The organism is Celeribacter marinus (assembly GCF_001308265.1).
In the GTDB taxonomy this organism is placed as follows: Bacteria; Pseudomonadota; Alphaproteobacteria; order Rhodobacterales; family Rhodobacteraceae; genus Celeribacter; species Celeribacter marinus.
In genome coordinates this window covers 1613052-1637675 of record NZ_CP012023.1, presented here as the reverse complement: position 1 = coordinate 1637675, position 24624 = coordinate 1613052, and the positions used below count along the sequence as shown (strand labels likewise).

Genomic DNA, 24624 nt, shown 5'->3' with positions numbered 1-24624 from the left:
GGTCAAATGGATACACGAGGGACGTTTGTCCCGAGAGAGGAATACGCATGAAAAAGCACATGATGGCAGGCGTCGCGGGTATCCTCGCGGGAACACTGATCACGACTCAGTTTGCCGGACCCCTGATCGCGCAGGAGGCTGAAAAGACGACCAATGTGTATGAGCAGCTTGATTTGTTCGGGGATGTGTTTGAGCGAATCCGTGCTCAATATGTCGAGCCCGTTGACGAAGAGGCGCTGATCGAATCTGCGATTGACGGGATGTTATCGTCTCTTGATCCACACTCGTCCTATCTGTCGCCCAAAGACGCCGCAGCGATGCAGGTTCAGACATCGGGTTCGTTTGGTGGTCTGGGTATCGAGGTCACGCAAGAAGAAGGTTTTGTCAAAGTCGTTGCGCCGATGGACGGCACCCCCGCAGACATCGCAGGCGTTGAAGCGGGTGATTTCATCACGCATGTGGATGGCGACAGCGTTCTAGGAATGAACCTAGACGAAACCGTAGATTTGATGCGCGGTCCTGTTGGCTCCGAAATCATTATTACTGTGGTGCGCGAAGGACTGGACGAGCCGTTCGACATTTCCATTGTGCGTGACACGATCAAACTGACGGCTGTACGCTCGCGCGTTGAGGGAAATTCAGTTGTTCTACGTGTGACGACATTCAACGACCAGACATACCCGAACCTTGAGGACGGTCTCAAAGAGAGCGCCAAAGAACTTGATGGAATTGATAACATTGACGGTGTCGTCATTGATTTGAGAAACAATCCGGGCGGTCTTTTGGATCAGGCAATCATGGTGTCCAATGCGTTTCTAAATGAGGGCGAAATTGTATCCACGCGGGGTCGCTTCGCCGATGATAGTCAGCGGGTGTCCGCAGAGGTCGGCGATCTGGCTCAAGGCAAGCCAATCGTCGTTTTGATCAATGGCGGATCAGCATCGGCGTCTGAAATTGTCGCTGGCGCACTCCAAGATCACCACCGCGCGATCGTTGTCGGAACCAAGTCGTTCGGAAAAGGATCGGTTCAAACCGTGATGCAATTGCGGTCAAGAGGCGCGATGCGTTTGACAACTGCACGGTATTATACGCCATCAGGCCGGTCCATTCAGGCGCTGGGTATCTCACCTGACATTGTCGTAGAGCAGCCGCCGCGCGCGCCCGAGTCCGAGGCACCCACCGAAGAGGCGGCACCACGTTTCCGCTCCGAATCCGATTTGCGAGGGGCGCTTGATAACGACAGCCTGACGGAAGACGAGATTCAGAAGATCGAAGAGGAACGTGCGATAGCAGACGAAGCGGCGAAGTTGCGGGACGAGGATTTCCAGCTTGCATACGCGCTTGATCTGTTGCGCGGTCTCTCCAAGATTAGCGATTGATGTGGCATCGGGGCGCTCATAGAGCGTCCCGTTTTGCTATCCGTTTTGGGAAAGTCTACGATGAAAAATATAGATGCGAGCACGCTACCTTACCGCCCGTGTGTCGGTGTGGTCTTGATCAATGCGCAGGGCAAAGTTTTTGTCGGTGAGCGTATTGATACCCCCGGTGCGTGGCAAATGCCCCAAGGCGGGATCGACGCCGGCGAGGCTCCCCGCGATGCGGCCCTAAGAGAGCTTTGGGAAGAGACAGGTATAGAATCATCCGCGGTTGAGGTGATTGCCGAGACATCCGATTGGCTAACTTACGATTTGCCAGATGAGTTGTTGGGCAAAGTCTGGAAAGGCAAATACCGAGGCCAAAAGCAGCTTTGGGTTTTGATGACGTTCTCAGGCACCGATGCCGATATTCAAATCGCCACCGACCATCCCGAATTCTCCAAATGGAAATGGTCCGACCGTGTCGCGCTCGTCGATAGTATTGTCCCGTTCAAACGCGATATTTATGAACGCGTTGTCGAAGAGTTCAGTGTGCATCTGGCATAGACGCGGGTTTGTTGCGGTTTTTTAACGTAACTGGCCCAAGAGCGTTTGCGATGGATAGCCGTCTGGAGTGACGCCAATCGAGCGTTGAAAATCCCGTATCGCGTTGATCGAATTTGGCCCGATAATGCCGTCTACCTTGTCGTCCAAGAACCCTTTGCGCTTTAAAATACGCTGCATTTGTTTTTTCTCATTGAATGATAAAGGGTTGTATCCGCGAGGCCACGAGGCCTGAATTGGATCACCACCTTTGAGAAGGTCGGACAAATGGCCCACGCCAATCACGTAGGCGTCTGCTTTATTGTAGCGTTCAATTACGCGAAAATTCTCGAAAATCATAAACGCTGCGCCTTGAGCGCCTGCGGGCAAAAGGATTGATGCGGCCCCGTAATTCGGGACGGGTTGGCCATTCATGCCGACCACACCCATTGATCCCCAGTCCGATGGGGCGCGCATGTTTTCGCGCCGAGCAGAGCTATAGTCAAATCCGCGTGGCAACCGAACCTCGACACCCCATGATTGATTCTTGTTCCATCCGTGACGTGCAAGATATGCGGCTGTTGACGCGAGAGCGTCCGTTGGATCGTCTGACCAAATATCGCGTTTTCCATCTCCATCACCGTCAACGGCAAAGGCGAGAAAGGACGTTGGTATGAACTGGGTATGCCCCATCGCTCCCGCCCAACTGCCTGTCATATTGCGCGGTGTTGTGTCGCCAGATTGCAAAATTTGGAGCGCGGCAATGAGTTGCGCCTCAAAGAAACGGCCACGCCGGCCATCGTAGGCCAATGTTGCGAGAGCTTCGATGATTGGAATGTCGCCACGCGTTGCCCCGTAGGCACTTTCCAATCCCCAAACTGCGGCAACAACATGTTTATCGACACCAAACCGGGCCTCAATATCGTCGAGGGTTTTGGCGTGCTTTCGCATCGCTGCTTTGCCGTTTTTAACACGAGTGGGTGAGGCCGCGCTATCGAGGTAGTCCCAAATTTGCTTGGTAAATTCGGACTGATTACGATCCTTGGCGATAACGCTCTCGTTGTAGTCGATCCCTGAAAATGCGCGGGTCAGTACCGTTTGAGATATGCCCTCTCGCGCTGCGCGTGCTTTAAAGGCATCAATCCAACGATCAAAGCCGGCGTTGGATGTCGTCGAAACAAATTGCAAAAGAGAAGTCTCCGTTGAGAACGTATGCGGCGTAACAGAGCCTACAGGTTGTGCTGAACCCGCTTGACCCGCAAGCAGGACCGTTAAGCCAACAAACAAAGCACTTCGAAACGACATTTCGCACCTATACACGCATTACTAATTTCTAAAACACTAACCCGAAACGGATGAGATCATAACGCATTTCATCTCTCTGGGCGAAAATTCGCTAGTGGCGGCGGCGCACTACCTTTTTGCGCGCTTTGTCCTGTTTGGCTTTGTTTTTTCCGTGTTTGCGTGATCTGTATTTTGACGGGCCGCGGCGTGCGCCGCCAGGCATATTCTCGCCCTCTACTTGCAAAAGTTCTAACTCCAACCCGCCGGTAATGGGACTCGCATCTGCTATTTTGACCAAAACGCTTTGACCAATGGCAAGTGTGACGCCGGTGTCTGATCCCATGAGTGTTTGCCGCTCGGGATCGAATACGAAGAATTCGCGGCCAATCGAGCGCACGGGAACTAGACCATCGGCGCCAGTTTCATCGAGTTTTACAAACAGTCCGAACTTTTGGATGCCGGAAATATGCCCCGCCATTTCGTCGCCGATCCGTTCACTCAGGTATGATGCAAGATACCGATCCGTGGTATCGCGTTCAGCAGTCATAGAGCGGCGCTCGGTTTCCGAGATGTGTTTGGCAGTGACCTCAAGGCGGTCAATTTCGTCAGGCGAAAGGCCATCCTTACCCCATCCGTGAGCCGACACCAGAGCGCGGTGAACGATCAAATCGGCATAGCGTCGAATGGGTGATGTGAAGTGTGCATATGACCTCAGCGCCAAACCAAAGTGCCCGAAGTTTTCAGGGTGGTAATAGGCTTGTGTCATGGAGCGCAACGTCGAGATGTTGATCAAGTCGTCCTGATCCGTGCCTGCGGCCTGTGCGAGCAACCTGTTGAGGTGCGAGGTATGAAGCACCTGACCTTTGGCCAATGTGAAGCCGGATGCACCAGCGATTTCTCGTAGGGCGTCTAGCTTTTCGTCTGACGGCTCCTCGTGCACGCGGTACAACAAAGGCCGATTTCGATGAAAGAGCTCTTCGGCGGCAGATACATTTGCCAACACCATGAACTCTTCGATCAGTTTATGCGCATCAAACCGCTCTGCAAAATTCACGGACTTAACGCGCCCATCCTCTCCGAGAATGATTTTGCGTTCTGGTAGGTCAAGTTCAAGCGGCTGCCTCAGGCTTCGTGCATTCTTCAATGCGTCATAGGCCTGATAGATCGGATCAATAACGCTCTCCATGAGGCGGGCGCATTTCTCGTTTGGTGCGCCATCGCGCGCCTGTTGGACTTCGGCGTAATTCAGGGAGGCGGCGGACCGCATCAACCCACGCAAGAAGGTGTGTTTGAGTTTTTTACCTTGGGCGTCGATGGTCATTTTGACTGCGAGACATGCGCGCGGCACGCCCTCATGCAGTGAGCATAGATCACCGGACAAGCGATCTGGAAGCATCGGCACAACGCGATCAGGGAAATAAGACGAATTTCCACGGGTCCACGCTTCGCGATCGAGCTGCGATCCTGGGGTCACGTAGTGGGCAACATCGGCAATCGCGACCCAAAGAATAAAACCGCCCTTGTTGCTCGGGTCACCATCAGGTTCTGCCCAAATAGCGTCATCGTGATCTCGTGCATCCGCAGGATCGATCGTGACCAATGGGACATCGCGCAAATCTTCGCGTCCGGTCAAATCGGCGGGTGTGGCGGCGTCAGCCTCATCGATTACGGCATCAGGAAAGTCATCTGGAATACCCAGCTGATGGATGGCGATCAATGAGACCGCTTTGGGTGCTGTGGGGTCGCCAAGCCGTGTCACAATCCGTGCAACCGGTAATCCCATGCGCCCTGTGGGCCCTGATTGTTCGGCTTCGACCAATTCGCCGTCTTTTGCGCCACCCTCATTGCCAGCCTTTACAAGCCAGTCTTTGTTCGACCCTTTGTCGATCGGCAAGACGCGTCCACCTTCGGCAGACTTTCGGAATACACCGAGGATTTTGTGTGGGTTCGTGCCGATTTTGCGGATCAAGCGGGCCTGATACTGGTGATCCTCACCTTTGATCTCTTGTAGTTTTGCGAGGATCCGCTCCCCTTCGCCAAGGGCGGAATCTCCGTCACGCACCAGCATAAGAATGCGCGGCTCTGGCCCGTCGCCTGTCCACTCAAGCGGCCGTGCGAACAGGTCGCCGTCCTTGTCGGGGCCCAGAATAGCCAGCACCGAGACGGGTGGAAGCTTGTCTGGGTCGCGGTAGGTCTTGCTTCGCTTGGTGAGGTGCCCTTCGGCTTCCAACTCCTTCAAAATGCGTTTCAGGTCGATACGCGCAGCCCCTTTGATGCCAAAGGCTTTCGCTATATCGCGCTTTGACGTCTGAGTCGGGTGCTCTGAAATCCAGTTTTGAATTTCGGCTTTTGTTGGAATTTTATTCATGGGGTAATCTACCACGGCCAATTTAAAGGCACCATGATAAACGAGGGCTACGAATCTGCGTTTTCGCGCATCCATGCGATCAGGTCATCGCGTGTGTCGATGTCATTGAGAGTACGCCCGATATGCCACGTTAAATCAGGGCAGCTTTCAAGCGTGTCTGCGCGGGCAAAATGCGATGACCAACGTACATGGTTCAAAAATCCGGATGGAACTGCGCGGGTGTTTTTGAGCCCAATTAGCCAATAGCCACCATCGGGAGATGGCCCAATCGTAGCATCGTAAGACCCTAAGCCGCGAAAAGCGGTCTCAATATCATGTGGTCGAATAGTGGGAATGTCCGAGCCTATGATACAGGTTGGGTGCGGATGAAGCGCCCGTAACAGGCGCGCCATTCGCTTGCCAAGATCTCCATGTCCCTGAGCGATACGTGGAACATGGGCGGGCCAAACGCGACTTGATTGTCCCGCGTTGTCGGGAGAAACCGCGAGAATCAAATCCCATTTGGGGCTACGCAAACGCCGTATGGTCCGCAACGCTTCGGTACGATACCAATGTGCTGCCTCAACATATCCGATGTCTCGTCCCAAACGGGTCTTTACGCGACCCGGGTGTGGCTCTTTGAGCATGAGGACCAGCTTTTGTCTCAAAGCGCGCGCACCATGTCGTGATGAGGGATGCCGCCATCCATGTACTCACCACCAATGACGCGAAACCCCAAGTTTTCGTAAAACGAAATGGCGTGGTTTTGCGCGCCCAGTTTGGCCTGTGTGATGTGGGGGCGCGTGCGTAAATCGTTCAGGCATGTCTCGATTAGGCGTTTGCCCAGACCTGTTCCGCGATGTGATTTTGCTACACATACGCGTCCGATTTTCCCGATGTGGCCCTGTTCATAAACACGTGCCGTTCCGATATTTTGCCCATCTTCTGTTTGCGCCAGAAAGTGGGTGGAAACGGGATCGAGATCATCAAGCTCCTCATCCATCGGCACCATTTGTTCGCGTACAAACACGTCTAGGCGAAGAGAAAGGCACGCATCGATATCTGTCGTTTTCGAAATGTGGACAGTCATGCAAAATAGTCTTTGATCAGGCGCGCATAGATGCTTTTGAGTTGCGTGATTTGTTCCACGGGAACGTGCTCGTCGACTTGGTGCATGGTCTTTCCGACCAATCCGAACTCGACCACAGGGCAGTGTTTTTGAACAAACCGAGCATCAGATGTACCGCCAGATGTCGACAGCTCAGGTTTGAGTCCCGTCTCGGCCTCTACCGCTGCGGCCAGCATATCAACAAAATATCCGGGTTGGGTTACGAAGCTTTCGCCAGATATTGTGACGCGAACCGCGAACTCAATGCCGGTTTCCTCGGCCATTTTGGCGGCTTTTGCCTCTAACCAAGTGGTCAATTCCGCGCCGGTGTGAGCATCATTAAACCGAATGTTGACGGTCGCGTTGCAGTGGCTGGGGATCACATTTGTTGCGGGGTTTCCTGTGTCAAATGTTGTCGCCACGAGGGAGGATGCGTCGAAATGTGCGGTCCCTTGGTCCAGCGTGTGGTTGGACAACTGATCAATCAGGCGCGCCATCGCAGGCACAGGATTTTTTGCACGATGGGGGTAGGCTGCGTGCCCTTGGATACCTGTCGCGGTGAAATACGCGGTGAGTGACCCGCGTCGACCGATTTTCATCATCTCGCCCATTGTGTTCGGACAGGTCGGCTCGCCCACAAGGCAGTCTGTCATGCGCTCGCCATTGGCGTCCATCCAGTCCAATAGCGCCACAGTTCCATCTGTTGCATCGCCCTCTTCATCACCGGTAATGGCAATGGCAATGGAGCCGTCTTTGGGCGTGTGTTGTGTCACATGATCCACGGCCGCTGCAACGAAACAGGCCACGCCAGATTTCATATCGGTCGCGCCACGGCCCCACAAAATTCCGTCAGAAATTTCGCCGCCAAACGGCGCGTGCGTCCATGCAGCGGCATCCCCGACGGGCACCACGTCCGTGTGGCCATTGAACCCGAGTGTGCGCTCGGATTTATCACCCCACCGCGCAAAAAGGTTGGCGGTGCCGTTGCGATCGACGCGCGTGCACTGAAAACCTGCGCCAGACAAAACGCGTTCAAGCAATTGTAGCGCGCCACCCTCAACGGGCGTCACGGATTCACAGCGGATGAGATCGGCGGAAAGTTGGATCGGATCAAGTGTCATGTCGGCTCCCTGTCATTGCTACAGGGTTAGCGCGGTGGGCGCGGGATGACAAATGCAAGTATCGGGTCAAGTTGACTGAGGACTTATATGCCCTCAGTCAGAGTGGGTTTCGTCATCAAAAAAGGGCGTCATTTGTGCGACGATCACGGAGTTTTCGTCAAGTGCACGTTGCATGAGCTCTTTTTCATCATCGGAAATGTCGTGCCCTTCAGAAAGGCGCTCCTCAAGCGTGCCGTAGCCTGTAACATCCAGTGGCGCCACATCCGCTGTTTTGAGAACGGCGACCGTTTCGCGGACGGCCTCGGCCTCGTCCACACCTGACGCGTAGATCATCAACGCACCACCTGTGGCACCTTTGGGCAGGCCATCACCCTCCTTGCGTCCGATTTGGACGAGGAGGGTGTATACTTTTTGCCGCGATGGCTTTTTCTTGGGTGCCTCAGTCACGGAGCAACTCGTTGATGCCGGTTTTTGAGCGCGTGCGCTCATCAACGCGTTTGACGATAACCGCGCAGTAGAGGTTCACACCGTTTTTAGAGGGCATGGATCCGGCGACAACAACGGAATATGGCGGCACTTCGCCATATGTCACAAGGCCTGTTTCGCGGTCGAGAATCTTTGTCGACTGGCCGATAAAGACGCCCATTCCCAAAACCGAGCCTTCGCGAACGATACAGCCCTCAACAACTTCGGAGCGCGCCCCGATAAAGCAATTGTCCTCGATGATCGTTGGGCCAGCTTGCATGGGTTCAAGAACGCCACCGATACCTACGCCACCCGAGAGGTGGACGTTTTTGCCGATCTGGGCGCAGGAGCCAACGGTGGCCCATGTGTCTACCATTGTGCCCTCACCGACATGCGCGCCGAGGTTTACAAAGGACGGCATCAGAACAACGCCCGGTGCGATATAGGCGGATTTGCGGACCACGCAGTTGGGAACGGCACGAAAGCCGGCGGCTTTCCATTCGGCTTCGCCCCAACCTTTGAACTTGCTATCGACCTTGTCCCACCAACCGGACCCTTGCGGGCCGCCATCGTGCAGTTCCATGTCTTTGATACGAAAACCAAGCAATACAGCCTTTTTAGCCCATTGGTTGACGTGCCAATCGCCGTTTTCCAACTTTTCAGCAACGCGGAGTTTGCCGCTATCTAGAGCGTTCAAAGTTGTCTCGATTGCATCGCGGGTCTCGCCTGTTGTGGCGGCCGTGATGGTATCACGAGCGTCCCATGCGGATTCGATTGCGGTTTCAAGTTGTGCGTTGGACATGTGCGTCTCCCAAGTGTCATGGAATATCTGTTGCAGGTGGCTATAGTCTGTGCGACGCGCTTTCGCAACGCGAGAGCGTCGCCCGCGACAATTGAAACGCACGAGTAAAAAAGTGAGACATGTCATGTCCAATCCCCCCGAGCACCTTCTTCGCCGTCACCCGCTTCGCGATAGCCATATGGATATGGAGGCCGCACAGCACACGCCTGATACCGCACAAACCCGTGCGCCCGCCTATAAGTTGGCGTTTTCCGATGTCGATTTTATGTGCCGCGATGAATTGCGCCCCGTCCGCCTGCAACTCGAATTGCTCAAGCCCGAGATGATGATGGCGGAATACGGTGTCGAAAGTACCATTGTGATGTTTGGCGGCGCACGCATTCCAGAGCCTGCGAAAAAAGAGAGCGCAAAGACCAAAACACTGGCGGATTTGTCCAAATACTACGATGAAGCGCGAACCTTTGCGCGGCTCATGACGGAGCGCGCCAAGAAGAACGGGCATCGTGAGGATGTTATTGTTACGGGTGGTGGTCCCGGCGTGATGGAGGCGGGCAACCGTGGGGCGGTTGATGCGGGCGGGGTCTCTATCGGGCTCAATATCGTGTTGCCGCATGAGCAGGCTCCGAATGAATACGTGACCCCAGACCTGTGTTTCAACTTTCACTACTTTGCTATTCGCAAAATGCATTTCTTGATGCGCGCCAAAGCTTTGGCGGTGTTTCCCGGTGGGTTTGGGACGCTGGACGAGATGTTCGAGACCCTAACCCTGATTCAAACAGGACGCATGAACCGCATTCCTGTCGTGCTGTTCGGTGGTGAGTTCTGGCAAAAGATCATCAACTGGGACGCATTGGCCGATGCAGGTACGATCTCGCGTGATGACCTTGACCTGTTTCGGTTTGTCGAGACCGCAGAGGAGGCGATTGCCGCAATCGATGCATGGGATTACGGCGAAGGGCGGCGTGACGCCCTGCCGGGTCGCTGATCAATTGGCGTGAGGTGACGGCATCACAAGGCTTCGTTATGGCTTTTGGTGCCGTCGATCACGATCGCCGTGTGACGCAGGTTCATGCGGTCTTTCATATACCGCTCCATCGCCATATCCTGAAGGACGCCGCCGATGGTGTCACCGTTTTGACGCGCAATGATGTGCATGAGTTCAACGGTATTTTTTGGCAAAAAGAGCGTAATTTGTTCCATGTAGACCTCAATGCCGTGAAAATTTTTAGAGTACACGCGGGGTAGATTCGATCTGTTCCGCTATGGGGGTGAGTCGTGAGTTTTGCGGGAGGGCCGCACCGAAACGGTGTGTAAGGCTCGCATAAGATTGGCCTAGGTCGTCGACGCTACACAATTTTTGACCGCTCAGAGTTTGCAAGATCAGGGATTTACGTCCCAGAGCGAGTGCATAGCCGCGTGCCATCAGGGCCGCGTGTAGGTCGTCCCAGCTCCGCGCAAGAGCAAAGTCGTGGCGCAGCCAAGCGGCGAGGGTATGCTGTTTGGTCGGAAGGGGAGGCGACAAACCCACAGGCCGCGCGGCCAAGGCGTGGCGCGGTCCAATGTCGGTTGTGATTCTGATCTGATGCGGGTCCATACAGATATGATGGACCCACGTGGTTAAGGTGCCGTTATCGAAACCCTAAGTGTCTGTTAAGATCCAGTCTCGGCCGCAATCTGTGCCCGCGATTTCCGTTCCCGCTCTGTTGCGGATTTCAATTGCCCACAGGCCGCCATGATGTCTTCGCCGCGCGGGGTGCGGATTGGTGAGGCATAGCCCGCTGCCATCAAGATACGTGCAAAGGCATGAATGCGGTTGTTGGACGAGCGCGTGTAGGGCGCTCCCGGCCATTCGTTGAACGGGATCAGGTTCACTTTCGATGGAATGCCGTCCAACAGTTTGACCAACCTGTGCGCATCTTCGTCGCTATCGTTCACGCCATTGAGCATCACATATTCAAAGGTGATCCGCTCGGAATTGGACGCCTTGGGATATTCGCGCAGCGCGTCCAACAGAGCCTCGATATTCCACCGCTTGTTAATCGGCACCAACTTATCGCGTGTCGCATCCTCGGTTGCGTGGAATGACACGGCAAGCAAGCAGCCGATCTCTTTTGCCGTACGGTGAATTTCGGGCACAACGCCAGATGTCGACAGTGTAATGCGACGACGACCAAGGGCGATGCCCTCGCCGTCCATCACGATCTTCATTGCATCGCGCACGTTCTCGAAATTGTAGAGTGGCTCACCCATACCCATCAATACAACGTTGGACAAAAGACGCGCTTCGCCCTCGTTGTGTTCGCCTTTTTCGGGCCACTCGCCAAGGTCATCGCGCGCCATCATCACCTGACCGACAATCTCGGCAGGGGTCAAATTGCGTACCAGTTTTTGGGTGCCTGTGTGGCAGAACGAACAGGTTAGCGTACAGCCAACTTGGGACGAAATGCATAGCGTGCCACGGTTGTCTTCGGGGATGTAGACCACCTCAACCTCGTGGCCGCCATTGATCCGCACAAGGTATTTGCGGGTGCCATCGTCGGACACCTGTTTTGAAATCACCTCGGGTATGCGAACCTCGAACGCTTCACAAAGTGAGCTTCGCAACGCTTTGCTGAGATTTGTCATCTCTTCAAAGTCGCGCACACCCCACTGGTAGATCCATTGCCAGATTTGACCAACGCGCATTTTTGCCTGTTTTTCAGGCGTGCCGTGCTCAACAAGGAGTGCGCGCATTTGGTCACGTGACAAGCCGACAAAATTGATTTTGCCGCTCTGCCCGTCGCTGTCTTTGCGCGGAATAGTCAAAATGTCCGGCGTGATAGGTGCGCTGGGGGCCATGTCATATCTCTTTTTCGTGGTGAGTTGGCGCGGCTTCTACAGGATTTTTGCAACCAAAGGAAGCCATAGGAAAAGGCCCCGCTATATCAGCGAGGCCGAAATTTTTCAGACGTAGCGCAAAGGTGTTACCCGCCGCAGCGTTTTGCAGCGTCTTCCACCGAAGCTGTGAAGCCCAACAAGGAGAAAGTGTCTTTGGTGTAGGTGCCGCGCGCCGAATGCCCAGACAAGGACGCCGCAGCGCCGCGTTTCATCGCGGCGACGATTTTAGCATCATCCTCGGGTGTGACGGCCCATGCGGTTTCGTTCTCGGTGAAGAGTGCAAACTTTGTGCCGCCGATTTCGAGTGTCACTTCGGAGCCACCGGCAAACGGGTAGCCGCCCGCGAATGACACCTGACCTTTGATGCCTGTGGATGGGGCGTAGGAGACGAACATTAGGACTTCGCCGCGCCGCACGGATTTGATGCGACCCGAACTGTCGGTGTTCACAGTCTCTTTGGGTTTCGATACTGCCCAGCATTGCGTGCCCTCTTGGAACACGTACCAGTCAGTATTTGACGCCACTTGGTTGCTGCTTTCTTGTGCAAATGCCACTGTTGCGGCGAGTGCGAATGTCGCACCAAGGACGAGTTTCTTAATGGAATGGAACATGGATTTTTCGCTGCCTCTAGCTATCTCGGCCCGTTACCGATACGCCTCCGCTGTCTTTAGCTGCGGTTCTGACGTGATGGACCCGTTAAATACTCAATTGGCACAGTAACGTAAAACCGTCAAATTGGGAAAGACCCCTTGGCAGAAATTCGCTGAAACGTGATTGGGAGAGATTTTAAGATGGCAGACCGTGTTGTGGAAATGGTTGATATCTGGCGTGGACCCGTGGCGGAAAGCCGCCATACAGGCATGGCGGTTGTCTGTAATGCCGCTGGCGAAGTCATTGATGGGTGGGGCGACCTAGACACAGTGATCCTGCCGCGCTCATCGGTGAAGATGATCCAAGCCTTGCCGCTTGTGGCGTCGGGCGCTGCGGATGCGGCGGGTCTGACGGTTGATCAACTGGCGTTTTCGTGCGCCTCGCACAACGGCGACAAAATCCATACCGACAAAGCACGGGCATGGCTTGGCGCGTTGGGCCTGTCCGATGACGATCTGATTTGCGGCATTCAGGAACCGATGGGCAAACAGTCTCGCCGTGCTCTGCTCAAGGCCGATGAAACCCCGTGCCGTGTGCATAACAATTGTTCGGGCAAGCATTGCGGTTTTTTGACACTGTCCAAACACCTCGGTGCCGGTCCTGACTATGTGCATCCTGATCATCCCGTACAAAAATCTGCGCTCGACGCCTTTGAGACGGTGACGGGTGAAACCTCACCGGGGTTTGGGATTGATGGCTGCTCCGCGCCAAATTTTGCCACGTCCATGCGCGGCCTTGGTCGGGCGATGGGCTATTTTGCGGGGGCGCGTGAGGATGGCGATGCCTTGTCGCAGGCGGCGTTGCGTTTGCACCAAGCTATGCGTTTGCATCCCGATCTGGTTGCGGGTGAGGGGCGCGCGTGCACCGAATTGATGCGTGCGGCCAAAGGCAAAGTGACGATCAAAACAGGGGCCGAGGGCGTGTTCACCGCCATCCTTCCCGATCAAGGCTTGGGTGTGGCGCTTAAAATCACAGATGGGGCTACGCGTGCCTCGGAATGCGCGATTGCGGGGCTGTTGGTGAAGCTGGGCGCGCTAGACGCCAATGATCCAGTTGTCCGTAAGTATCTCAATCCCGAGATCAAAAACTTTGCGGGCCTTGTTACGGGTGAGGTCAAACTCGCCGCAGGTTTTCCCGTCTGAGGTCAGATCAGATCCCAAAGTAGTTTCAACGCAAGAACGGTTGAAACCACAACCAACACGGGGCGGATGAGTTTTGCCCCAATGCGGGAGGCAAGCGTCGATCCGACGTAGGCCCCCGCCAGCTGTGCCGCTCCCATGGCCAAGCCAAGCATCCAGAACGGTTTTGCAACCAATAAAAACCCCGTGAGCCCTCCGACGTTTGAGGCAAAGTTGAGCAGCTTGGTGTGGGCGGTGGCCTTTAGGATGCCGTAGCCCGCGAGGGATACAAACCCGATCATGAAAAACGCGCCTGTTCCGGGGCCAATGAGGCCATCGTAAAACCCGATCAGCGGCACAAAGGCAGCTGTAAACAAGAGCGGCGTGACGCGCTGCACGCGGTCCACATCATCAAGCCCCTTTTTGAACGCGAAAAACAACGCCACGCCGATGAGCAACACGGGCAAGCCCAAGCGGATCACATCGGTGGGAAGCGATGACGCAAACAAAGCGCCGATCAAGGCCCCCGCAAATGAGATTACCGCGGCCACCCATTGGCGGCGCACATCCACGTAACCCGCCCGCGCATAGTTGACCGCGGCCATGCCCGACCCGAACAACGCTTGGACTTTGTTAGTGGCGAGGGCCGTGACGGGTGGAATGCCCGCGAGCAATAAGGCAGGCACCGTGATCAACCCACCCCCGCCCGCGATGGAGTCAATAAACCCCGCCGCAAAAGCGGCTACGATCAAAAGAAAAAGAAGGTCGCCTGAGACCTCAAACATCATGCGGATGCGCCTGCGAATTCGTCTTTGGCGTAGCCTTGGATATAGAGCAATGCGGTCAGGTCGCCGTGGTTGATACGAATATCGCACTGCGCCGCAACGGAGGGTTTCGCGTGCAGCGCCACGCCCGCGCCCGCGATCTCAAGCATGCCCAGATCATTGGCCCCGTCCCCCACGGCCATCACATCGTCGTGCGACAGGCCAAGGCGTTCGGTGATCTCTTTGAGTGCGGCGACTTTCGCCTCGCGCCCCAAAATCGGCAGGCCCGGTTTGCCGACGAGTTTGCCGCCCTCGACCAACAGCGTGTTGGCGCGGTTTTCGTCGAACCCGAGCGCCTCGGCCACATAGCCCGTGAAGGCAGTAAAGCCACCTGACACGAGGGCCGCATAGGCACCGTTTGCTTTCATTGTGGCGAGCAATGTAGGTCCGCCAGACATAAATGTAATGCGCTCGTCGATCACCGTTTGAATGACGCTTTCTGGAAGGTCTTTGAGCAAGGCCACGCGTTCGGTCAGCGCCCCGTCGAAATCCAGTTCTCCGTTCATGGCCTTTGCGGTGATCGCCTTTACATGGTCGCCAACGCCCGCCACATCCGCCAGTTCGTCGATGCACTCTTGTTCAATCATGGTGCTGTCCATGTCGGCCAACAGCATCTTTTTACGCCGCCCCTCGATGGGCTGGACGATTAGGTCGATCCCTTGGGTTTGCAGCGCATCCCATACATCCCAACGGTTGGGCGGCATGTCGGTGACGGGAAATTCGGCGGCCTCTCCTGTGGCCAGCCACTGTGCATCGCCCCCGCCCCACGCATTGCGTAATGCCTCCACGGCCTCACGTGAGAGCGATGGATGGGACGGGGCGGTGAGTAGGGTGACAACATACATGGGTGCAAGCTCTCCAAAGGTAGTCGGCACGCGCGGCGCGCCATCCAAGTCTGATGACCCTGTTAATGGCGCGCTTACCAATGGGCAACTATTTTGCCGCACCCGCGAACAAGTCGTTGCCAGACTCATCGAAAGCAATTAAACGCGGCGATGGGACACCTCTCCCCAACGAGAGGCTTATATCTGGAAGGATACCAGCAATGGCTATTCAAGCTCCGGCCACGCGGCCGGCTAACCCGCGTTTTTCGTCTGGCCCTTGTGCCAAAATCCCTACATTTTCGCTCGATCTGCTGTCTGACGCGCCCCTTGGCCGCTCACACCGTGCAGCTGTTGGCAAAGCCAAGCTGTTGGCCGCCATCGAGACGACCCGCGACATTCTCGGCATCCCCGCAGATTACAAAATCGGCATCGTTCCCGGCTCGGATACGGGTGCGGTTGAAATGGCTATGTGGTCGCTTTTGGGTGCCCGTAAAGCAACCATGGTTGCATGGGAATCCTTTGGTGCGGGTTGGGTCACGGATGTGGTCAAACAGCTCAAAATCGACGCTGATGTGATGACGGCCGAGTACGGCGATATCGTTGATTTCGATAAGGTCGACTTTAACACAGACGTGGTTTTCACGTGGAACGGCACCACATCTGGTGCGCGCGTCCCGAACGGTGACAAGATCCCCGCAGCGCGCGACGGCCTGACGATTTGCGATGCGACGTCTGCCGCGTTTGCGATGGACCTGCCGTGGGACAAACTCGACGTCACAACGTTCTCTTGGCAAAAAGTACTTGGCGGCGAAGCGGCGCACGGCATTATTGTCTTGTCCCCGCGTGCTGTCGAGCGCCTTGAAAGCTACACGCCTGCATGGCCTATGCCGAAGATTTTCCGCATGACCAAGGGCGGTAAATTGATTGATGGCATCTTTAAGGGCGAGACGATCAACACGCCATCGATGCTGGCGGTTGAGGACTATCTGGTCGCACTTGAGTGGGCCAAATCGGTCGGTGGTCTTGAGGGTTTGATTGCGCGCGCAACTGCAAATGCCAAAGTGATCTGGGATTTCTGCGATGCCAAACCATGGATTGCAAACCTCGCAAATGATCCGGCCACGGCGTCGAACACCTCCGTGTGTTTGAAGTTCACCGACGACAGAATTCAGGACGGTGCAGCGTTTGCAAAAGCGGTTGCCAAACGTCTTGAGGTCGAGGGTGTCGCTCTTGATATCGGGGCGTACCGCGATGCGCCTGCGGGTCTTCGGATCTGGTGTGGCGGCACGGTCGAAACGGCTGATGTGGCGGCATTGATGCCGTGGCTTGAGTACGCGTTCGAGGCTGAAATCGCCGCCCAATAAGGGTGTCGGCACCGCGTCGGCTTTTCGTCGGACTTTCGTCGGGCAAAAGGTCAATCTGACGCGGGCATTGCATCCGGATATTATCGCGGGCGTCATCGCCCGCGACCCTCCCAACCCAATTTCATTCGATCCAAGGAGTGTGCCCAATGGCCCCCAAAGTTCTCGTCTCCGACAGCCTGTCCGAAACCGCCGTCCAGATTTTCCGTGACCGTGGAATCGAAGTTGATTTTCTCCCCGCACTTGGCAAAGACAAAGATGCGCTTGCTGCCGTGATCGGCAAATATGACGGTCTCGCAATCCGTTCTGCGACCAAAGTGACGCCCGCACTTTTGGAGCATGCAACCAACCTCAAAGTGGTCGGTCGCGCAGGTATCGGCACCGATAACGTCGACAAAGAAGCCTCGTCCAAAAAGGGCGTGATTGTCATGAACACGCCGTTTGGCAACATGATCACCACAGCCGAACACGCCATCGCGATGATGTTTGCCGTTGCCCGTCAAATTCCCGAGGCCTCCGCATCCACGCATGCCGGCAAATGGGAAAAATCCAAATTCATGGGTGTCGAGTTGACCGCGAAAACGCTTGGCGTGATCGGTGCGGGTAACATCGGCGGTATCGTGTGTGACCGTGCACGCGGCCTTAAGATGAAAGTGATCGCTTACGACCCCTATCTGTCCGAAGAGCGCGCCATTGAGATGGGTGTTGAAAAGGTTGAATTGGATGCGTTGCTTGCGCGCGCCGATTTCATCACTTTGCACGTGCCGCTGACCGATAGCACCCGCAATATCCTTTCTGCTGAAAACCTCGCTAAGACCAAAAAAGGTGTGCGTATTGTCAACTGTGCGCGCGGTGGTCTCATTGACGAAGAAGCTTTGGCCGAATTGCTTAAATCCGGTCATGTCGCGGGTGCCGCCCTTGACGTGTTCGCGGTTGAGCCTGCGGTGGACAACGTGTTGTTCGGTCTGCCAAACGTTGTTTGCACGCCGCACCTTGGCGCGTCCACATCGGAAGCCCAAGAGAACGTGGCGCTGCAAGTGGCCGAGCAAATGTCCAACTACCTGCTCGACGGCGCGGTCGAGAACGCGCTCAACATGCCGTCCATGACCGCCGAAGAAGCCAAAATCATGGGCCCATGGGTCACTTTGGCGGAAAACCTCGGCTCTTTCATTGGCCAAGTCACCGATGAAGCCATCAAAGAAATCAACGTCACATTCGACGGTGTGGCCGCGGAGATGAACCTCAAGGCGCTCGAAGCGGCGGTTGTTGCGGGTATCATGCAGGCCTCGAACCCTGACGTGAACATGGTGTCCGCACCTGTGATCGCCAAAGAGCGCGGCATCCAGATTTCCAAAACTACCCAAGACGCAACAGGCACGTTTGACGGCTATATCAAGCTCGACATCCAAACCGTTGAAAAGTACCGCACCATCGCGGGCACGGTGTTCTCGGACGGCAAGCCACGGTTTATTCAGATCAAAGGCATCACCATCGATTCCGAGGTGGGCGAGCACATGCTTTACACCACCAACCAAGACGTCCCCGGTATCCTTGGCAAACTCGGTACGCTCTTGGCCGAGCACGATGAAAACATCGCCAACTTCACCTTGGGCCGTGCGGCACCAGGTGGCGATGCGATCGCTGTGACCTTCCTCGACACCCCGATCAAGGCGACAACTGTAAAAGCGCTCAAGGATAGCGGGTTGTTCCAACACGTGCGTCCGCTCCACTTCAAAGCGTAAGCGATCACCGCCCAATTATGACGAAGGCCGCCCGATTGGGGCGGCCTTTTTCGTGGCGGTATTGATGCCAAATCAGGTGCGAAATTTACCGTCCGGTATTTGGGCATTATCGTTTAGCGGCCAGTTGTACATATAGACCCACGCTTGGCACGTCTCGCCGCCATGATGCACCGTGCGAAATTCGCGGCGGTATTCGTATGGTGGCTCAAAGGGCGGACCTATGTCCTCATAAAGGTCGAGTTGCTCAATGACTTGCGCGGCATTTTTGCCAAGCCGAAACAGGTCGCCATGTACGACGTCGGTGGGGGCGTCACTGTCTATAACCCCCGGATAATAGCTTACCGTATACAGGCGGCCCTGCATTGTTGCCGCGCCAACGTGGGTCGAGTTATCGCGCAGGAGCCGCGCCATATCGTTGTCATCTATCGCCCGCATCAGAGTGCCATAGACAAATAGGTGATCGCCGATTTTGGCGTGTGGATGGGTCATTTTTTCGGGGCCAAAGACGTGACGAGATGATCAAGGTTCTCGTAGCCGTATTTGCGCATGTAGCTGACGACAAAGGCATGATCGCCTAAGCGGCGAATGTAGTAGTCAAACATATCAAGCACCTCATCGCGGCGGATGTTTTTGTTCTTGAGTTGCACGGCGATGAATTCGAAAAAGTTCAAATAGTCTACAAAGGCTTCGTGGGAATCGGTGCCATCCATGTTGTCGATATCGGTGGACAGTTGCCGGATTTCCTCCTCGGGTTCGTAGTCAAGGATCCGGCGCACAGGGTCAAAGCGATCGTTCTCGTAGAACTGTTGATACAGGCGGTAGAGCCATTCGGAGCGGCGCAATTTGGCGTCACGGCGATAGGTCATTAGGGCCATAACCGCGCCGATGACGATGACGCTTGTTTGCGCCCATTCTCTAAATTGATCCAACAATTTTGTCGCTCCACCTTTCCATTCCGGTCCAGAAAACCATAGTAGTGTTGCGGGCGGATGCAATCATCCGCATGACGGACCAAAGGACATATTATGCGCATTTACGCCATTGGCGATATTCACGGACAACTCGACATGCTCAAAGCCTCTCATGCGCGCATTGAAGCGGATAAGGCGCGGGTCGGGGATGTGGATGCGCAGATTGTGCATCTTGGTGATTATACGGATCGTGGGCCTGATAGTCGTGGCGTCATTCAATACCTCAAAGACGGGGTTGAGCGTGGTGAGCCATGGGTGTTGATCCGTGGCAATCATGACCGGATGTTCACGCGCTTTGCTCGTTTTGGCATTGCCCATGATGAACGGATCAAATCGGGCCTCTCATGGCTCGACCCGCGTTTGGGCGGTCAGACAACACTGGCCTCATACGGCGTTGAGTCCGAGGACGGGGCGTTCGAGTTGGCTCACATGCGCGCGAAAAAGGCGGTGCCTGACGATCACCTGACCTTTTTGGAGGGCTTGCCGTTGACCTACGAATGGGAGGGCTATCTGTTTGTTCATGCAGGGATCAACCCCAAGGTGGCGCTTGCCGATCAAGACGAGGATGACCTGATCTGGATTCGCGAAGGGTGGCTTGATTTTCACGGGCATCTGCCGTTGCGTGTCGTGCATGGTCACACCGCACTGGATGCGCCGACCCATTTTGGCAATCGTATCGATATTGATACGGGGGCGGGATATGGTCGCCCGATGACGGCACTAGTGATTGAGAATGGCCATGAAGAAGTGGTCACCCAGACGGGTCGTGCGCCGCTCGAGCATGTGACAACCTAAAGCGTGAACCGTTTTCGTGAAATTTTCGATAGTCTGTTAAGAGATTTTTCACCCTGACCACCGATTTTATCCCAAAGCCCTCGCTGCGTAGGGTGTGGGACAAAGAGGTCATGCGATGGATTACCCCGATACGGTCGTACAGGAGCGGCGTGCCCGCTTGGCTGCGGAACGGTTGTTAGAGCTCAAGCAGGCAGAGCTATATGATGCGAATCGTAAGCTGTCCAAACATGCGTTGTCCTTGTCAGGTGAGATCATCGAAAAGCGCGAGGAAGCCGAGTTTCTAAAGGTCGAAAACTCGCGCACCCGTGACGATCTGGATAAGGCGAACTCAGCGATTGTGATTGCCGAGCGGCGTTTGTGGGATTCCTTGGAAACCATTCAGGATGGGTTCGCGGTGTTTGATCCCTCTGACACCATGATCGCCGCCAATTCCGCCTATCTACGTGTATTCGACGATTTGGAAGGTGTGCAGCCCGGTATTACCTACACAGAAATCGTTCGATTGGCTGTCGAAGAGGGGATTATTGATGTCGGTGATCTGTCGCGGGACGCCTATGTCGAGGCGGCGGTGACGCGGTGGCGCGCCGCCACGCGTGAGCCGCAAACGGTGCGGTTATGGAACAACCAATACATCAAAATGGTCGATCGCCGGTCGCGCGATGGCGATATGGTTTCGTTGGGTCTGAACATCACCGGCACCATCCGGTACGAAGAGCGCCTTAAGAAAGCGCGGTACAGAGCGGAAAGTGCGAACCGTGCCAAATCGGCCTTTCTCGCCAATATGAGCCATGAAATCCGGACGCCAATGAATGGCATGGTCGGAATGGCGGAGTTGTTGGCAGAGACGCAATTGGACGAGGAACAGTTGCTGTTTGTTGAAACGATTAAAAACAGCGGCGCTGCGTTGTTGACCTTGATCAATGACGTGCTTGATTACTCCAAGATCGAAGCGTCGAAACTGTCGTTGCATCCCGAGGTGTTCGATCTTGAGCATTGCATTCATGATGTTTTGGTATTGTTGCAACCGAATGCCGCGCCAAAGGGGCTGTCGTTGATCATTGATTACGACATGTTCATGCCAACGTGTTTTGTTGGTGATCCGGGTCGGGTGCGCCAAGTGCTCACGAACCTGATCGGCAATGCGGTTAAATTCACGCGCGAAGGACATGTGATCGTGCGCGTTGTTGGCATGCCGCAAAATGACGGGGCAGCTCAACGCGTTCATATTTCGGTTGAGGATACGGGCATCGGTATTCCTGCGCAGTTCAGGGACCATATCTTTGGCGAGTTTAATCAGGTTGAGGGCGAGCGAAATCGCAAGTTCGAAGGGACCGGTCTTGGTCTCGCAATTACGCGAGAGTTGATCACTTTGATGGATGGCGAAATTTGGGTGGATAGTATCGAGGGCGAAGGATCCTGTTTTGGGTTCTGTCTGTCGATGGAGACAGCCCCCGAAATCGACGAAAATAGTGTGCCGGCATGGATCAAAGATGTCGCTGTCATCGAAGACGTTGAGGCGAATGCGCAGATTTTGACAAAGCAATTGTCGGCATTGGGCGTCACCTCAACGCTCTATCCAACACAACAGGCGGCACTCGATGCGCCCGTTCAGGCAGACGCCTACCTGATTAGTCAAAAAGCAGTTGAAGATATTGATGCGTTTATTGCTGCATTGCGTCATGCGGGTGTCGAGACAAATCACCTTTTGATGGTGTCGAGCGGGACGGCCAAGGCGGCTATTGATGCGAACATCGAGACAATTCATCGCCCTCTATTGCGCGCTGATTTGTGCCGCGCACTTTCGGCATTGCCGCCGATTGAAAGGCCTCAAGCCCTCGATTTGCCAGAGGACGCAGCCAGTGTAAATCACGTGAGCGCGCCGCGTCTCATGCGTATTCTTGCGGCGGAAGACAACATGACCAACCAGTTGGTGTTCGGCAAAATGATCAAGGCTTTAGATATTGATCTGGTCTTTGCGAACAACGGCCAAGAGGCGATTGATCTCTACCAAAGCTTTGATCCCGATCTAGTCTTTATGGACATCTCAATGCCCGAAGTGGACGGCAAAGAGGCAACGCGCCGCATTCGAGATATCGAAGCCAACACCGGCAAACACGTTCCGATTGTCGCGATGACGGCGCACGCAATGCCAGGGGACGAAGAGGAAATTTTGTCCCACGGGCTAGACCATTACATGACAAAGCCGCTCCGCAAAGCGGCTATTATTGACCGTATTTTGATGGAGCATCCGATGGAGTGCAAGCCGGTCGCACCCATGGATGACACACCAATGGAGTCCGACGCTATGCGTGCAGGCCAAGGTGTGTCCGCTCAGGTAAACGTGTAATTACCCGTTCGCGATAGCGCCAAGAAACGCGTCTCCGAACCGTTCAGCGGGGCGGTCGCCCAACAGGCGGACCAACCCATCATGATCGCGGGGGCGTTGTTTGACCACACGTGCAATTTGGGCGGAGGTGAGTGTCACAGGCTTGAGCGTGCCGCATTCCCCACGGCTGAGTCGCGTTTGGATGTCTTGTAGGGTGTCGAATAAATCGCCGCCGCCAGACGTTGCCAATTTGCGCCGTGCGGGATGCGTGTCCGGCGCATTCGCACCTAAGATGACGGATAAGAACAGAGCGCCGAACCGCTCCAGCTTTTTCGCACCTACGCCGCCAATTCGGGCCATCGCGTCCAACGTATCGGGGCGCTTCTCGGCCATTTCAATGAGGGTGCGATCGGCAAAAACGACATAGGCGGGTACACGCGCCTCTTCGGCGAGGGCGCGGCGTTTTGCCTTGAGCGCGGACAAGAGCGGTGCATCTTCTTCGGACACGAGAGAACGCACCATCGGATCCTTTTTCGCACGCACAATCGTGTCGCGCCGCAGGGTGATCTCGCCCTCCCCCTTGAGGATCGGCACGGCAGGTTCGGTCATGTAGAGCGCGCCGTGGCGGTCAGGGTTGGGGCGCACCAAATCGGCGCCCATCATTTGACGAAAGACCGCGTTCCATTGGCGTTTGTCGTATTCTTTGCCGATGCCGAACACACTGAGTTGATCGTGGCTCCACTGTTTCGTTTTGTCGGTCATCTTGCCCATGAGCACGTCGATCAGGTGCCCCGCACCAAAACCCTCGTCACAGCGCAACACTGCGGAGAGCGCTTTGCGCACCGCTTGGGTTCCGTCGAACAAGTCGGGGGGCGTGTCGCATAGATCGCACGTGCCACAGGGCTGGGTTGTCTCTCCGAAATAGGCGAGCAGGTTTTGACGGCGGCACACTTGGGCCTCTGCAATCCCAAGCAATGCATTGAGGCGCGCATGGTCGGCGGTGCGGCGTTCCGATGGCGCGGGGCTTTCGTCGATCTGACTGCGGCGAAACCGTATGTCATCGGGACCAAACAAGGTGAGGGTTTCGGCCCGCGCCCCGTCACGACCGGCGCGACCGATCTCTTGGTAATACCCCTCGACGGACTTGGGCAAGTCGGCGTGTGCGACCCAACGGATGTCGGGTTTGTCGATGCCCATGCCAAAGGCGACCGTGGCCACGACGATCAATTCGTCTTCTTGTTGAAAGCGGCGTTCAACATCTCGGCGCATCTCGGGGTCCATGCCGCCGTGATACGCGAGGGAGAGGTGGCCAGCATCTGTGAGTGCCTTGGCCAAGCTTTCCGTTTTCGCCCGCGTTCCGCAATACACGATCCCCGACTGACCTTTGCGCGCTGCGGCAAAGTCAAGGATCTGGCGGCGAGGACTATCTTTGACGGCAAAGGCGAGGTGAATGTTCGGACGATCAAACCCGCGCAAAAAGGTTTCCGGTTGAGCGCCGTCAAACAGGCGTGTGACGATCTCAGCGCGGGTTTCCTCGTCGGCGGTGGCGGTAAAGGCAGCCAGTGGCACGTCGAGGACGCGGCGCAAATCGCCAATGCGTAGATAGTCTGGTCGAAAGTCGTGCCCCCATTGGCTAACACAGTGCGCCTCATCTACCGCGATGAAAGAGACATTCGCACGGCGCAACATCGGCAAGGTGCCACCAGACGCGAGGCGTTCAGGGGCCATATAGAGTAGCTTTAGACGCCCCTCGTTGAGTGCCGCAAACACCGCATCGTTTTCCTCATCTGTGTTGCCAGATGTGAGTGCGCCCGCTTCGACACCTGCGGCGCGCAACGCTTGGACTTGGTCGCGCATGAGGGCGATGAGGGGGGAGATGACAATTGTGAGGCCATCACGGCAGAGCGCGGGAAGTTGGAAGCACAGAGATTTTCCGCCACCCGTTGGCATAATCGCAAGGACGTTTTTGCCGTCCACTACGGCATCGACAATTTCGGCTTGGCCAAGTCGAAAGGCGTCAAACCCAAAGACGGATGACAAAAGGGAAAGCGCCTGTGAGGTGTCGGATGCCATGAATACTGCTCTTTTTGATTGCGAGCAGAATCGCACG

At 55.5% G+C, this 24624-nt stretch carries 23 protein-coding genes; 8 read left to right on the top strand and 15 right to left on the bottom strand.

Going from position 1 to position 24624, the window contains the following annotated elements; genetic code table 11:
• The first annotated feature begins 47 nt into the window (after window positions 1-47).
• Window positions 48-1379 (top strand): S41 family peptidase, encoded by a 1332-nt coding sequence (locus IMCC12053_RS08110; RefSeq protein WP_062217813.1) that lies wholly within the window; start codon window positions 48-50, stop codon window positions 1377-1379.
• 60 nt (window positions 1380-1439) lie between these two features.
• Window positions 1440-1922, top strand: a complete 483-nt coding sequence (locus tag IMCC12053_RS08105) for an RNA pyrophosphohydrolase (protein ID WP_062217810.1) — start codon at window positions 1440-1442, stop codon at window positions 1920-1922.
• A 21-nt stretch (window positions 1923-1943) separates the two neighbouring features.
• Here IMCC12053_RS08105 and IMCC12053_RS08100 read toward each other — a convergent pair whose 3' ends face one another.
• The 7 genes from IMCC12053_RS08100 to dapD form a co-directional block, all read right to left on the bottom strand.
• Window positions 1944-3203 carry a lytic murein transglycosylase gene (locus IMCC12053_RS08100; RefSeq protein WP_062217807.1) on the bottom strand — a complete coding sequence of 420 codons (1260 nt, stop codon included), beginning with the start codon at window positions 3201-3203 and terminating at the stop codon, window positions 1944-1946.
• Between the two features lie 91 nt (window positions 3204-3294).
• Window positions 3295-5550: a ribonuclease R gene (gene rnr, locus IMCC12053_RS08095; RefSeq protein WP_062221070.1), complete on the bottom strand. Its 2256-nt coding sequence runs from the start codon at window positions 5548-5550 to the stop codon at window positions 3295-3297.
• A 47-nt stretch (window positions 5551-5597) separates the two neighbouring features.
• Window positions 5598-6197: a TIGR04282 family arsenosugar biosynthesis glycosyltransferase gene (locus IMCC12053_RS08090; RefSeq protein ID WP_062217804.1), complete on the bottom strand. Its 600-nt coding sequence runs from the start codon at window positions 6195-6197 to the stop codon at window positions 5598-5600.
• A complete protein-coding gene (locus IMCC12053_RS08085; protein ID WP_062217799.1) occupies window positions 6194-6619 on the bottom strand; it encodes a GNAT family N-acetyltransferase in 426 nt (141 codons plus the stop codon). The genes IMCC12053_RS08090 and IMCC12053_RS08085 overlap by 4 nt, the downstream gene beginning before the upstream one ends.
• Window positions 6616-7758 carry a succinyl-diaminopimelate desuccinylase gene (gene dapE / locus IMCC12053_RS08080; protein ID WP_062217794.1) on the bottom strand — a complete coding sequence of 381 codons (1143 nt, stop codon included), beginning with the start codon at window positions 7756-7758 and terminating at the stop codon, window positions 6616-6618. The genes IMCC12053_RS08085 and dapE overlap by 4 nt, the downstream gene beginning before the upstream one ends.
• 93 nt (window positions 7759-7851) lie before the next feature.
• Complete coding sequence (locus IMCC12053_RS08075; protein ID WP_236852382.1) at window positions 7852-8205, bottom strand: hypothetical protein; 354 nt, start codon at window positions 8203-8205, stop codon at window positions 7852-7854.
• A complete protein-coding gene (gene dapD / locus IMCC12053_RS08070) occupies window positions 8198-9025 on the bottom strand; it encodes a 2,3,4,5-tetrahydropyridine-2,6-dicarboxylate N-succinyltransferase (RefSeq protein ID WP_062217786.1) in 828 nt (275 codons plus the stop codon). The genes IMCC12053_RS08075 and dapD overlap by 8 nt, the downstream gene beginning before the upstream one ends.
• A 124-nt stretch (window positions 9026-9149) precedes the next feature.
• Here dapD and IMCC12053_RS08065 point away from each other — a divergent pair, with 124 nt between their 5' ends.
• Window positions 9150-10010 carry an LOG family protein gene (locus IMCC12053_RS08065; protein WP_062217783.1) on the top strand — a complete coding sequence of 287 codons (861 nt, stop codon included), beginning with the start codon at window positions 9150-9152 and terminating at the stop codon, window positions 10008-10010.
• 23 nt (window positions 10011-10033) lie between these two features.
• Here the strand turns inward: IMCC12053_RS08065 and IMCC12053_RS08060 are convergent, their stop codons facing one another.
• The 3 genes from IMCC12053_RS08060 to IMCC12053_RS08045 form a co-directional block, all read right to left on the bottom strand.
• Window positions 10034-10225, bottom strand: coding sequence for a hypothetical protein (locus IMCC12053_RS08060; RefSeq protein ID WP_062217780.1), 192 nt, complete (start codon window positions 10223-10225; stop codon window positions 10034-10036).
• A 450-nt stretch (window positions 10226-10675) separates the two neighbouring features.
• Window positions 10676-11863, bottom strand: coding sequence for a dual-specificity RNA methyltransferase RlmN (gene rlmN, locus IMCC12053_RS08050; RefSeq protein WP_062217776.1), 1188 nt, complete (start codon window positions 11861-11863; stop codon window positions 10676-10678).
• A 125-nt stretch (window positions 11864-11988) separates the two neighbouring features.
• The gene (locus tag IMCC12053_RS08045; RefSeq protein ID WP_062217772.1) at window positions 11989-12513 is read right to left on the bottom strand and encodes an invasion associated locus B family protein; all 525 of its coding nucleotides are present in this window, start codon (window positions 12511-12513) and stop codon (window positions 11989-11991) included.
• Between the two features lie 180 nt (window positions 12514-12693).
• On the opposite strand from IMCC12053_RS08045, the gene IMCC12053_RS08040 reads away from it, so the two are divergent.
• A complete protein-coding gene (locus IMCC12053_RS08040; RefSeq protein ID WP_062217769.1) occupies window positions 12694-13695 on the top strand; it encodes an asparaginase in 1002 nt (333 codons plus the stop codon).
• Window positions 13696-13697: 2 nt separating this feature from the next.
• Here the strand turns inward: IMCC12053_RS08040 and IMCC12053_RS08035 are convergent, their stop codons facing one another.
• Together IMCC12053_RS08035 and serB are read right to left on the bottom strand one after the other, a co-directional pair.
• Window positions 13698-14456 (bottom strand): TSUP family transporter, encoded by a 759-nt coding sequence (locus tag IMCC12053_RS08035; RefSeq protein WP_062221067.1) that lies wholly within the window; start codon window positions 14454-14456, stop codon window positions 13698-13700.
• Window positions 14456-15340: a phosphoserine phosphatase SerB gene (gene serB, locus IMCC12053_RS08030; protein WP_062217766.1), complete on the bottom strand. Its 885-nt coding sequence runs from the start codon at window positions 15338-15340 to the stop codon at window positions 14456-14458. The genes IMCC12053_RS08035 and serB overlap by 1 nt, the downstream gene beginning before the upstream one ends.
• Before the next feature lie 200 nt (window positions 15341-15540).
• Between serB and IMCC12053_RS08025 the strand changes: the two genes are divergently transcribed.
• Complete coding sequence (locus IMCC12053_RS08025; protein WP_062217763.1) at window positions 15541-16683, top strand: phosphoserine transaminase; 1143 nt, start codon at window positions 15541-15543, stop codon at window positions 16681-16683.
• Window positions 16684-16829: 146 nt separating this feature from the next.
• Window positions 16830-18422 (top strand): phosphoglycerate dehydrogenase, encoded by a 1593-nt coding sequence (gene serA / locus IMCC12053_RS08020; protein WP_062217761.1) that lies wholly within the window; start codon window positions 16830-16832, stop codon window positions 18420-18422.
• Window positions 18423-18494: 72 nt separating this feature from the next.
• Here the strand turns inward: serA and IMCC12053_RS08015 are convergent, their stop codons facing one another.
• Window positions 18495-18911, bottom strand: coding sequence for a gamma-glutamylcyclotransferase family protein (locus IMCC12053_RS08015; RefSeq protein ID WP_062217758.1), 417 nt, complete (start codon window positions 18909-18911; stop codon window positions 18495-18497).
• Entirely contained in the window at window positions 18908-19351 is a 444-nt protein-coding gene (locus tag IMCC12053_RS08010; protein WP_156320739.1) for a DUF4760 domain-containing protein, read from the bottom strand. Before IMCC12053_RS08010 ends, IMCC12053_RS08015 begins: the two co-directional genes overlap by 4 nt.
• A gap of 96 nt (window positions 19352-19447) precedes the next feature.
• Here IMCC12053_RS08010 and IMCC12053_RS08005 point away from each other — a divergent pair, with 96 nt between their 5' ends.
• Window positions 19448-20188 carry a metallophosphoesterase family protein gene (locus IMCC12053_RS08005; RefSeq protein ID WP_062217752.1) on the top strand — a complete coding sequence of 247 codons (741 nt, stop codon included), beginning with the start codon at window positions 19448-19450 and terminating at the stop codon, window positions 20186-20188.
• 115 nt (window positions 20189-20303) lie between these two features.
• Window positions 20304-22535: an ATP-binding protein gene (locus IMCC12053_RS08000; protein ID WP_062217750.1), complete on the top strand. Its 2232-nt coding sequence runs from the start codon at window positions 20304-20306 to the stop codon at window positions 22533-22535.
• On the opposite strand, the gene recQ is transcribed toward IMCC12053_RS08000, so the two are convergent.
• Window positions 22536-24587 (bottom strand): DNA helicase RecQ, encoded by a 2052-nt coding sequence (gene recQ / locus IMCC12053_RS07995; protein ID WP_062217746.1) that lies wholly within the window; start codon window positions 24585-24587, stop codon window positions 22536-22538. It lies immediately after the preceding gene.
• Between the last annotated feature and the right edge of the window lie 37 nt (window positions 24588-24624).